The organism is Microbacterium azadirachtae (genome assembly GCF_000956505.1).
Classification (GTDB): Bacteria; Actinomycetota; Actinomycetes; order Actinomycetales; family Microbacteriaceae; genus Microbacterium; species Microbacterium azadirachtae_A.
In genome coordinates this window covers 78,811-90,129 of sequence record NZ_JYIX01000039.1, presented here as the reverse complement: position 1 = coordinate 90,129, position 11,319 = coordinate 78,811, and the positions used below count along the sequence as shown (strand labels likewise).

11 protein-coding genes are annotated in these 11,319 nt (G+C 67.8%); 3 read left to right on the top strand and 8 right to left on the bottom strand.

Annotated elements, in window-relative coordinates:
• Nucleotides 1–65 precede the first annotated feature (65 nt).
• Together RS86_RS16660 and RS86_RS16655 are read left to right on the top strand one after the other, a co-directional pair.
• Nucleotides 66–1,421, top strand: a complete 1,356-nt coding sequence (locus RS86_RS16660) for an MFS transporter (RefSeq protein WP_045273395.1) — start codon at nucleotides 66–68, stop codon at nucleotides 1,419–1,421.
• Complete coding sequence (locus RS86_RS16655) at nucleotides 1,418–2,218, top strand: tyrosine-protein phosphatase (RefSeq protein WP_045273394.1); 801 nt, start codon at nucleotides 1,418–1,420, stop codon at nucleotides 2,216–2,218. Before RS86_RS16660 ends, RS86_RS16655 begins: the two co-directional genes overlap by 4 nt.
• A 144-nt stretch (nucleotides 2,219–2,362) precedes the next feature.
• Here RS86_RS16655 and RS86_RS16650 read toward each other — a convergent pair whose 3' ends face one another.
• The 5 genes from RS86_RS16650 to RS86_RS16630 all read right to left on the bottom strand — a co-directional run bounded on the left by RS86_RS16650 (nucleotide 2,363) and on the right by RS86_RS16630 (nucleotide 7,566).
• On the bottom strand, nucleotides 2,363–2,971 hold the full coding sequence (locus RS86_RS16650; protein ID WP_045273393.1) for a GNAT family N-acetyltransferase: 609 nt from the start codon (nucleotides 2,969–2,971) through the stop codon (nucleotides 2,363–2,365).
• 66 nt (nucleotides 2,972–3,037) lie between these two features.
• Nucleotides 3,038–3,691: a phosphatase PAP2 family protein gene (locus RS86_RS16645; RefSeq protein ID WP_045273392.1), complete on the bottom strand. Its 654-nt coding sequence runs from the start codon at nucleotides 3,689–3,691 to the stop codon at nucleotides 3,038–3,040.
• Nucleotides 3,692–3,800: 109 nt separating this feature from the next.
• Complete coding sequence (locus RS86_RS16640; RefSeq protein WP_045273391.1) at nucleotides 3,801–4,769, bottom strand: carbohydrate ABC transporter permease; 969 nt, start codon at nucleotides 4,767–4,769, stop codon at nucleotides 3,801–3,803.
• Nucleotides 4,769–6,118, bottom strand: coding sequence for a carbohydrate ABC transporter permease (locus RS86_RS16635; RefSeq protein WP_082076850.1), 1,350 nt, complete (start codon nucleotides 6,116–6,118; stop codon nucleotides 4,769–4,771). The genes RS86_RS16640 and RS86_RS16635 overlap by 1 nt, the downstream gene beginning before the upstream one ends.
• Nucleotides 6,119–6,234: 116 nt before the next feature.
• A complete protein-coding gene (locus RS86_RS16630; protein WP_045273390.1) occupies nucleotides 6,235–7,566 on the bottom strand; it encodes an ABC transporter substrate-binding protein in 1,332 nt (443 codons plus the stop codon).
• Between the two features lie 236 nt (nucleotides 7,567–7,802).
• Here RS86_RS16630 and RS86_RS16625 point away from each other — a divergent pair, with 236 nt between their 5' ends.
• Entirely contained in the window at nucleotides 7,803–8,822 is a 1,020-nt protein-coding gene (locus RS86_RS16625) for a LacI family DNA-binding transcriptional regulator (protein WP_045273389.1), read from the top strand.
• Nucleotides 8,823–8,889: 67 nt separating this feature from the next.
• Here the strand turns inward: RS86_RS16625 and rplL are convergent, their stop codons facing one another.
• From rplL to RS86_RS16610, 3 genes are all read right to left on the bottom strand, one after another.
• The gene (gene rplL / locus RS86_RS16620) at nucleotides 8,890–9,273 is read right to left on the bottom strand and encodes a 50S ribosomal protein L7/L12 (RefSeq protein WP_045250549.1); all 384 of its coding nucleotides are present in this window, start codon (nucleotides 9,271–9,273) and stop codon (nucleotides 8,890–8,892) included.
• 48 nt (nucleotides 9,274–9,321) lie between these two features.
• Nucleotides 9,322–9,810 (bottom strand): 50S ribosomal protein L10, encoded by a 489-nt coding sequence (rplJ, locus tag RS86_RS16615; RefSeq protein WP_045273388.1) that lies wholly within the window; start codon nucleotides 9,808–9,810, stop codon nucleotides 9,322–9,324.
• A gap of 414 nt (nucleotides 9,811–10,224) precedes the next feature.
• Nucleotides 10,225–11,223: a hypothetical protein gene (locus RS86_RS16610; RefSeq protein ID WP_045273387.1), complete on the bottom strand. Its 999-nt coding sequence runs from the start codon at nucleotides 11,221–11,223 to the stop codon at nucleotides 10,225–10,227.
• Nucleotides 11,224–11,319: the final 96 nt, after the last annotated feature.

Sequence of the window (11,319 nt, the reverse complement as noted above, 5' to 3'; positions counted from 1 at the left end):
TTTACGGTCCGGACGTGAGGCGCTGGTCCAATGAGGGACCCGCACGATTCCGAGGAAGGATCACCATGACCACGCCCGTCACCGACGCATCCGCACCGCTGCGCGTGCCGATGTCCCGCGTCTATCTGCTCGCCCTCATCGAACTGGTCACGCTCGGCGCCCTTGTGACGCCGCTCGTGGTCTCCCTGTCGCTGAAGGTGCTGCAGATCGTTCCCGCCGCGCAGAAGGAGGGAGCGCTGGGCCTCGTCACGGCGCTCGGCGCGCTGGCGGCGCTGCTGGCGAATCCGGTCTTCGGCCACCTCTCCGACCGCACCCGCTCCCGCTTCGGCCGACGGCGCCCCTGGCTCCTGGCCGGCGCCCTCGGCGGACTCCTCTCGGCGGCGATCCTCACGGTCGCCCCGAACATGCCCGTCCTGGTCCTCGGATGGGTGCTCTCCCAGGTCGCCTACAACGCCACCCTCGCCTCGCTGTCGGCACTGCTGGCCGATCAGATCCCGGAGGAGCAGCGCGCCAAGGCCTCGGGGATCTTCGGCGCCTTCGGATTCCTCGGCCTGGTGCCGGCGATGCTGGTGGCGACCCTGTTCGCAGCCCACCTGCCCGTCGTCATCCTGGCGATGCCCCTGGTCGCCGTGATCATCATCGTGATCGTGTGCCTCCGGCTTCCCGATCCCCCCGCCTCGCACACCGCAGGCGAGCAGCGTTCGATCCGGCAGGTCTTCGCCGCGTTCGTGTTCAATCCGTTCCGGACGCGGGCCTTCACCCTCGTGTGGATCCAGCGCGCCACCATGCAGTTCGGATACTCCGTCGTATCCACGTTCGGACTGTTCTATCTGATGGTGCGTTTGAACCTGGAGCAGACCTCGGCCGCATCGCTCACCTCGGTCGCCACGCTGGCCGGCGCTGCACTCAACTTCATCGCGGCCTTCGCGTGCGGCTACTTCGCGTCCCGGCGCGGCAACTACACCCCGTTCGTGGTCGCCTCGGTCGCGCTCATGGCCGTATCTCTGCTGCTCAAGGCGTTCACCGACAGCACCGCGGTGTTCTGGATCAGCTCCCTGCTCGCCGGACTCGCGCTCGGCGCGTACTACGCGGTCGACCTCGCCCTGGCGATGCGCACGCTGCCGCTCGGCGAGGAGGGCAAGTACCTCGGCATCTTCAACGTCGCCAAGACGCTGCCCCAGTCCATCGCCCCCGCCCTGGCCCCTCTCATCGTGCTGATCGGAGGCGCGGATCCGATCTCGGGAGGCGACAAGAACTACGCTGCTCTCTATCTCGTGGGGACGGCGGTCGTGCTCGCATCGCTGCTGACCCTGCCAGGGCTGCGCGGTGTGCTGCGCCGCGACGCGTATGAGCGCACGCGCACCGAACTCGTCCGCATCCAGGCCGCCGCAGTGCCGGCCAACCGACAGGAGATCGTATGACCACCCTCATCGACGGCACGTACAACTCGCGAGACACGGGAGGGATGCCGCTCACCGGCGGCGGGTTCACGCGGCACGGCGTGCTCTACCGCTCTGACGCGCTCGGCACCACGACGGACGCCGGGCTGGACGCGCTCGCCGCCAGCCCGATCGGCACGATCGTCGACTTCCGCACGGAGAGCGAGAGGGCAGAGGCCCCCAACCGCCTGCCCTCGCAGCACTCGTTCCGGGTGCGCGAGCTCTCCCTCCTCGAGGGTGCGATGACCGGCGCTCCGGCGGCCGGACCGTCGAGCGCCGCCGGCGGCACGGGTGCGCCCGACGAGGAGACGATGCGGGCGATGCTCGCGCGGATCCCGACGCTCCCTGTCCTGTACACGGCGATGCTGGAGACCGCGGCGACCGCCTTCGCGGAGGTGGCGCGCATGCTCGTCTCCCCTGAGGATCCGGACCGTCCAGGAGTGCTCGTGCACTGCACGGCGGGCAAGGACCGCACCGGCGTGGCGACCGCGCTGCTGCTCGACGCCGCCGGAGCGGAGCGCGCCGCGATCGTCGCCGACTACGCCGCCAGCGAGCGCAATCTCGCCGGCGAATGGGCCGAGCGGATGCTCGCGCGCGCCCGGACCTGGGGGGTTCCGCTGGTTCCCGCGATCACCGATCTGGTCACCGCGACCCCGCCGTCCGCGATGGAGACGGCACTCGCTTGGATCGATGAGCGCGGCGGATCCGCGTCCTATCTCCTCGACGGGGGCCTGGCGCCGGCCGAGCTGGACCGTCTGCGCGAGCGCATCGCCGGCTGAGGTCTGAGCCGCCCGCGCACCGGCCGCCGTTTTCGAGGTCGTCTGCGACTCCGCAGGACGGATCCGCCCGGATCCTCCTGCGGAGTTGCAGACGTCCTGCGGAGTTGCGATGTCAGAGCGGAGCCCCTGCCGGCCAGAGGCGCGTCAGGCCGCGGGGATCCGGATCCCGTAGGTGGTGCTTCCCTCGCCCGAGGCGAGCTCGGTGAAGCCGAGGCGCTCGTAGAACGCACCCGCGGAGAGGTTGTCGGCGTTCATCCCGAGGTGCAGCGCCGGCACGCCGCGCCGGCCGAGCTCGGCCAGCAGCGTGTCGATGAGGCGGCGCCCGAGTCCCTGGCCCTGCGTCTCGGGCAGCAGGTCGATGTGCAGGTGCGCCGGGTACTCCTGCACGATCGGATCGTCACCCGGCGCCTGGCGGTCGCCATAGGCGATGAAGCGGTCCTGCGGCGTCGGCACGGCCGCGCCGGACGCACGGTAGCGGTCGCGGCGCGAGGGCCACCACTCGTCACGGAACCAGGTGGCGAACGCATTCGTGTCATCCGTGGCGACGATGTAGCCGATCACCCGCGCGTCGTCCGCCTCGACGACCCAGCAGAGCGCCGGGTCGCGCAGCGCGTAGGGCACCGCGAACAGGTCGCCCCACAGCGCGTCGTCCTCGAGCATGCCCGTGGCGTCCTTGCCGACGTCGGCGGTCTTCACGCACACGTCGGAGAGCGCGTCGACGTCTTCGGAGCGGAACGGTCGGATGCGTGCCACGGGGTACCTTTCGATCGCGCCCTTCGTCTCGCTACGCTCGCTCAGGGACCTGCGGATCCTCTCAGCCTAGCGAGGCGGATCCGCGCGGGGATCCCGCGCCTCGACGCCGTCGAGCACCGGAGGCAGCCGCACCCAGCGCCACAGCACGGCGGCCGCGAGGAACGCGGCGCCGGCGCCGATCAGGGCGCCGCCGACCGTGTCGCTGAACCAGTGCACGCTGAGCACGGTGCGGGAGAACCCCATCGCCGCCGTCCACACGGCTCCCCCGATCGCGACCCACAGTGTCGGGAACAGGAACCACAGCACCACCGCGAGGGCTGCGGCGTTCGCCGTGTGCCCGGATGGGAAGGATCCGAAATCGGAGGCGATCAGCAGATCCTGCGGACGGGCGCGGCCCAGGGCCTTCTTCACGAGCTGCACGATCCCCGCGCTCACCGCGAAGGCGATCAGCGCGAACAGGGCGCCGCGCCAGCCCCGCACGAGCCAGGCGAGGGCCGCGATCAGGAGCGGGGTGAGGATGGTCGCGACCCATCCCCCGCCGAGCACGTTCATGACCAGCGCCCAGCCGACGAGCACCGACCCGCGCCATTCCACCATCTCCAGGTTCCACGCGTCGTCGAGCGACACGATCACCGCGGGAGAGGTCGCCAGCACCACGGCCGTGGCGACCGCGATCGCCACCCCGACGATCCCGAGGACGAGAGCGAGCCGACGTGTCATCCGGCCATTCTCCCCTGCGCGCGGCGCCTCCCCCGGCAGCCGGGCCGGTGGCACGACGGAGGCCGGGGCCCGCGAGGTGCGGGTCCCGGCCTCCGGGGCGCCGAGCGGATCAGCCCTTCGTCGCGCCGGCCAGCAGGCCGCGCACGAAGAACCGCTGCAGGGCGAAGAACACGATCAGCGGAACGATGATCGAGATGAACGTTCCCGCGGACTGCAGATACCACTGATTGCCCCAGGTGCCGGACAAGGAGTTCAGCGTCTGGGTCAGCGGCAAGGACGACTCGGGCGCGAAGATCGTCGCCACCAGCAGGTCGTTCCAGACCCACAGGAACTGGAAGATCGCGAAGGACGCGATGGCCGGCATCGCCAGAGGCAGGATGATGCGGAAGAAGATCTGCCCGTGGCCCGCGCCGTCGACGCGCGCGGCCTCGACGACTTCGCTGGGGATCTCCGCAATGAAGTTGTGCAGCATGAAGATCGCCAGCGGCATCGCGAAGATCGCGTGCGCGATCCACACCGTGGCGAAGCTGTGGTCCACGTCGCGCAGGGTGAAGCCGGGGAAGATCTGCGTACCGAACAGCGTGAGTCCTCGAGAGAACAACGACAGCAGCGGGACCAGTGCCATCTGGATCGGCACGATCTGCAGCGCGAACACGAAGACGAACACGAGGTTCTTGCCCTTGAAGTTCATCCACGCGAAGCCATAGGCCGCGAGCGAGGCGATGAAGATCGGGATCACCGTGGCCGGGATCGTGATCGCCAGCGAGTTGAGGAACGAGGCACCGAGTGTCAATGCGGTGCCGCCCGAGGTCAGCGCGTCGGCGTAGTTGCTGAGCGTGAACGACGGGTTCACGAAGACCGTCCACCAGGCGGTGCTGTTCGAATCCGCGCCGGGGCGGAAGGACGTGATGAACAGCCCGAGCGTGGGGATCGTCCAGAAGATCGCGATGATCACCGCCGCGATCGTCGCTCCTCTCGAGGTGAGCCGTTTCTGCGCGGTGGCCTCATGGCGGCGGGTGTCGCGCTCGACCTGGCGCTTGGTGCGGTTGTCGGTGACGACGGCCTGTGTCGCGCTCATCAGCGGATCTCCCTCTGCTTGGCCATCTGCCTGGCGTTGTAGATGATCAGCGGCAGCACGAACAGGAACAGCACCACGGCCAGCGCCGAGGAGTGCCCGTAACTCTGGAAGCGCTGCTGCTGGTTGACCATCTCGAAGCCCAGCACGGTGCTGTTGGCACGACCACCCGTCATCACGGCGACGATGTCGTAGACCTTCAGCGAGGCGATCGTGATCGTCGTCAGCACGACGATGAGCGAGGAACGGATCCCCGGGACGGTGACGTTGCGGAACCTATCCCATGCGTTCGCCCCGTCGAGCGATGCGGCCTCGATCTGCTCCGTCGGCACCGCCTTGATCGCTGCGGAGAGGATCACCATCGCGAATCCGGTCTGCGTCCAGATGAAGACGATGAGCAGGCAGATCGTGTTGACCAGCGGAGTGGTGTCCAGCCAGGAGATCGGCTTGCCGCCGAACAGCGTCACGATCGCGTTCAGCAGACCGATCTGATCGCCCTGCCGGAAGTCGTAGATGAACTTCCAGATGATGCCGGCGCCGACGAACGAGATCGCGACGGGCATGAACACGAACACCTTGAGGATCTTCTCGCCGCGGGCGCGGTCGATGAAGACCGCATAGGCGAGACCGAAGATCGTCGACACGATCGGCGCGATGAGCGCCCAGATCAGCGTGTTGATGACCGACCAGAACCCCTCGGGGTTCGTGAACACCCATTGATAGTTCTCCAGTGCGACGAAGTCCTTGCCCGTCTTGTCGAAGAACGACTGGATGATCGTGCTCACGGCGGGATAGATGAGCCCGACGATGAGCAGCAGGGTGGCTGGAGCCATGAACAGCGTGAGCTGGAAGAGGTAGCCGGATCCCTCACGCGCTCGGTAGTCGGCGAAGAACAGCAGTCCGCCGGCGACCAGGGCGATCACCATGACGTAGACCACGGCGTTCTGGTACGGACGCAGCATCATGAAGGCGAGCACCGGGATGGCGAAGCAGGCCACCAGGCGCAGCCAGAAGTATCCCCGACCTGCGCGCGGCGCGTACTCGATGAGTACCAGCAGGATCCCGGCGATGACGCCGAAGACGACCAGCACGAGAGGAATCTGAACCAGCGGGTTCAGTCCGCCGAGCCAGATGAAGAAGCTGTTCAGCGAGAAGCCGAGCGACGTCGGCTTCGGGCTGTCCGCCGGGCCGCCGGCGATGAGGGCGATGAACACCCCGACGATGAGGATCGCGCCCACGATGTAGGCGCTGACCGTGACCGATCGGGACGCGGTCGTGCGTCCCGAACCCGCGGCACCGGTCTTGCGATCGGATCGCGCGGTCTCGGTCTCGGTCGCTGTGGCATGCGACATGTGAAGCCCCTTCCGGGTTCGACGTTGAACGCTGTCAGGATCTGCCCTGCGACGACTGCGGGGCCGTCCGACGATGTCGCGGACGGGCCCCGCAGCCCCGCAGGGTGATGCTCAGACTAGTTCTTGTAACCGGCCTGGATGTCGCTCAGCACCTGATCCGTCGGCTTCCCGTCGATCCAGCTGACCATGCCCTTCCAGAACGATCCGGAGCCGACGGTGGCCGGCATCAGGTCGCTCGCGTCGAAGCGCAGCGTCGTCTTCGGGTCCTGCAGTGTCTTCATCGCATCCTGCAGGAACGGGCTGGACGCGAGCGAGGCGTCCGCGTTCTTGTTGGCCGAGATCACGCCGCCGAGCTTGACGCGGGCGTTCGCGAACTCCGGCGAGGACATGTACGCGAGGACCTTCTTGGTCGCTGCGGTGTCGCTGAAGCCGGCGACGAACTCGCCGCCGCCCTCGATGGTGTTCTCACCCTCCTTGATGCCGGGGAGCACGAAGGCGTACACGTCGCCGTCGGGAGCCACGGTCGGCGCCTTGCCGTCCTTGGTCTTCACGTCGAGGAAGTTCGACGAGAGGAACGAGGCCTGGTGCGTCATCAGGCAGGTGCCGTCGGCGACCTTGGCCGCGACGTCCGCGAAGGCCGTCGAGTTGATGCTCTTCACGTCGCCGAAGCCCGCGTTGACGTACTTCGGGTCGAGCAGGATCGTGCCGACGGCATCGAAGGCCTGCTTGATCTGCGGGTCGGTGAACTTGACGTCGCCCGCGACCCACTTGTCGTAGACATCGGTGCCGCTCTGGCGCAGCACGAGGTCCTCGATCCAGTCGGTGCCCGGCCAGCCCGAGGCGTCACCGGAGGCGAAGCCCGCGCACCACGGGGCGGCGCTCGTCTTCTCCTGGAGCGTCTTCGTGAGCGTCAGCAGGTCGTCCCAGGTCTTGGGCACCTCGACGCCGAGCTCCTTGAACTTCGCCGGCGAGTACCAGACGTAGCCCTTGACGTTGGCGAGCATCGGGGCGGCGTAGAACTTGCCGTCGATCGTGCCGTACGTCTTCCAGTCCTTGGACCAGTTCTTGTCGACGTTGGTCGAGACATCGGCGGGGGCCTCTTTGACCTGACCGGTGCCGACGAGGCTCTTCAGCAAGCCCGGCTGCGGCACGATCGCGATGTCGGGAGCACTACCGCCGGACACCTTCGTGACGATGTTGCCCTCGAAGCCCTTGTCGCCGGTGTAGACGACCTTGATGCCGGTGTCCTTGGTGAACTGGTCGAAGGACTTGTTCAGCAGATCCGCCTCGGACCCCGTGATGCCGCCGGAGATCTTGACGGTCTCCCCCTTGCCGGACGAGTCTCCGCCGCTCGAGCTGCCGCCCTCGGCGCAGCCCGCGAGAGCGAGGCCGGACACCGCGAGCAGTGCCAGAGGCGCGATCAGGCGACGTCGCTGAGACATTCCCATACGTTTTCTCCTTCGAATTCGCGGGGGCGATTTCCCCAGCGCTGGGGGCTCCTTCAGGAACCGCTTCCAGGCGACACTAGTGACCCTCCTGCCCATTGCGCAACGGCTTTGGATCACAACTGCATAACCGGGCGCGTCGAGCCGCGGAATATATGGGACCGCTCTCAGGAAACCGGTTCCATAGTTTCTGAGATATCGCTATGGTGAGGGAATCCGTTTTTCGAGGAGGGGTCGCCGTGACCGGGATCATCGATGTGGCGCTGCGTGCCGGCGTGGCGAAGTCGACGGCCAGTCGCGCCCTCAGCGGGAACGGCTACGTCTCGGCCGAGACCAGGGAGCGCGTCGAACGCGCCGCGCGGGAGCTCGCCTACTCGGCGCACTCGAGCGCATCCAGCCTCGCGACGGGGCGCACCTCCACGATCGGCGTCATCATGCCGATGGCGGACCGCTGGTACTTCGCCGAACTGCTCGCAGGACTCCAGCAGGCCCTCATCGACGACGGCCTCGACCTCGCGCTGTACGGCGCCGCCGAGGGCAGCGAGGAGCGCGCCCGCATGCTGGACCACGCCCTGGCCGGGCGGCGCTTCGACGGCATCATCGCCGTCTGCCTGCAGCCGGGGGCGCACGAGCTCGAGCGTCTGGCCGGCACCGGCCTGCCCCTCGTCTCCGTAGGCCCGTTCGCCGAGCATGCGGACACCGTCACGATCGACGACGTCGTGGCCGCACGCGTCGCCACGGAGCATCTGATCGACCTCGGCCATGAGGACATCGCGTTCCTCGGCGACGCGGAGGACGCCGACCGGTTCAGCTTCGGCGAGCGCAAGCGCCTGGACGGCTACCGCCAGGCGATGATCGCCGCAGGGCTGGAGGATCGCATCCGCGCAGTTCCCACGCAGTCCACGATCCCCGAGGCGTTCGCGACCGCGGCGGCACTGCTCGCGGACCGGCGGAAGCGGCCCACGGCGATCGCGGCGGTCTGCGATGAGGCGGCCGTAGGGGCGATCATCGCCGCGCAGCGCCTCGGCATCGGCGTGCCCAGCGAGCTGAGCGTGATCGGGATCGACGACCACCGCTACGCCGAGATGTTCAGCCTCACCACGATCCGGCAGAATCCGCGGGAGCAGGGCGTCGAGGCGGTCCGCCTGCTGCAGGCACGGATGCAGGACGCCGAGGCGCCGCTCGAGCATGTGATCTCCCCGGCGACGCTCGTGGCCCGACAGTCGACGGCCGTCCCCCGTCTCGACGCCGCACGCTGACGGATCCGCCCGGAATGCACGAAGGCCCCGGGAGAACCCGGGGCCTTCGCAGCGTCGAAACGCGAGATTACTTGAGGGTGACCGTAGCGCCGGCCTCCTCCAGGGAAGCCTTGGCCTTCTCGGCGGCCTCCTTGTTGGCGCCCTCGAGGACGGCCTTCGGAGCGCCGTCGACGACAGCCTTGGCCTCGCCGAGGCCGAGCGAGGTGAGCTCGCGGACGACCTTGATGACCTGGATCTTCTTGTCGCCGGCAGCCTCGAGGATGACGTCGAACGAGTCCTTCTCCTCCTCGGCCTCCGCGGCACCAGCGCCACCCGCAGCGCCGGCGACGGCGACGGGAGCAGCAGCGGTGACGTCGAACTTCTCCTCGAACGCCTTCACGAACTCGCTGAGCTCGACAAGGGTCAGACCAGCGAACTGGTCGAGCAGCTCCTCAGTGGTGAGCTTCGCCATGATGTTTCTCCTAATAGATGGGGTTTGTGGGGAAAAGACCGGGGAGGCTCAGGCAGCCTCAGCGGTCTCCAGCTTCTCGCGAAGAGCATCGATGGTGGCCGCAGCCTTGCCCATCGTCGCCTTCATCATGCCCGCGGCCTTGGCCAGCAGAACCTCACGGCTCTCCAGCGAGGCGTACTTGTTGACCTCGTCGGCACTCAGGGCGTTGCCCTCGAAGATGCCGCCCTTGATCACGAGAAGCGGGTTCGCCTTGGCGAAGTCACGCAGAGCCTTGGCGGTGGCGACGAAGTCACCGTGCACGAAAGCGACGGCCGACGGACCCTTGAGGTCGTCGTCCAGCGCCGTGATCCCCGCGTTGTTCGCGGCGATCTTGGTCAGCGTGTTCTTCACCACGGCGTAGCTCGCGTCCTGACGGATGTTGTTGCGCAGCTGCTTGAGCTGGGCAACCGTCAGACCGCGGTACTCGGTCAGCAGGACGGCGTTCGAGTCCTCGAAATTCTTCGTGAGCTCGGCGACCGATGCATCCTTCTGCGCCATGGTCACTCCTTGATGGGTACGGGATGCTCCACGGCAGTGGAGCACCGACCTGGACCGCCGCGCTCTGCAGGCAAACAAAAACGCTCCGGCGCAAGCGCACGGAGCGTGATCCAGAATCCTGGAGATCGTTCGTGACACCTGCGCGGGCCTCTGCCATGCGGATCCATGATCCGGCAGTGCTTCGATCGCCTCATGCTCGCGCACACGACGATGACCAGCGGTCTTCGGTTACGACAAGACTACGGCATCCCGACTGCTCCCCCAAATCGGGGCGGTTCGGGCTTCGCGCCTGGCCCGCAGGATCTCGCCGAGCACACGGGATCCTGCCGAGCGCACGGGAACTTCGCGTCAACAAGCGGTGCGCCCGGCAATTACCCGTGCAGTCAACGGATCCGCGATTCCCCGCGCATCCCATCACGGCGGGCTGATCCCGAAGGATTCGAGTCGCCTCCCGAGCGCCCGCGACGTGCCGATGTGCTCGGACTCCCACCGGGCGAATCGCTGTTGCGTCCTGCCACGGATCCAGTCCTCGCGCCGCTTCTCGTCGTAGATCACCTGCTCGATCGAGCGGCCGGAGCGCATCGCTTCATCGAGATACTTGCCCTTCCCGTCGAACTCACCGAACGAGCCGACCGCATCCATCCCGAAATCGACGTAGTACATGCGGCCATCCGGACCAGGGATCGGGACCTGCAGTGCAGGGGGCGCATATCCCAGCCGTCGCAGCTGCAGTCTGCTGACGCTCTCCCCCGGCAACTCCGCCCGCCCATCGGCGAAGGCGAAGACCCATCGCGCCTGCCGGATCCCGCGCATCCCGCCGGCCTCGCCGAGCCGTCGAGACAGACCGAGTCGCCAGGAGGTCACGGCTTCGACGTCCCACTCCCTCAGCCGCAGCGCCATCTGTCGTTCCGCGGCGTCGGCGAGCGCCACCGCGGCCTCGAGCGGCAGGGTGCCGATGAGGTCGAAGACCGTCCGAGCAAGCGATGTGCACCGGATCCCGTCGATGTCGACCACGTCCTCGGCGTCGATGGACGTCGCGTGCCTGATGACGTCCGGTGCGCTCGATATCCGTCGCGCCCGACTCGTCGTGAGATGCACACGGGCGCATCGGATGCGATACAGCGGAAGTCGCCACAGCACCGCCGCCGACGTGTGCGACGCGATGGCGCCGCCCCGACCGTCCCGCGCCACGGCGATCACGTGCGCCCTGTGCTGCTCCTCCGGCCAGAGACCGGAGCGTTCGTCCGCGTCGATGTACCAGCCGCGACGGATGTGGAACAGCACGCCTGCCTGCACCGCGGCGGCGATCCGCCGGTCGGTCCAGCCGTTCAGGATCAGATCCTCACGCGAGCGCACGAGATGCTCAAGGATCGGCTCATGGTGCGGGACGACCGCCTCGGAGATCAGTGCCATGCCTTATCGTGAACACTCGTGCAGGGCGGCCGAGCAGCGATCACGGAACCGGTGCGAAGCTCCCCTGCGCGGCCTTCCGTGCAGGACGATCGCGCC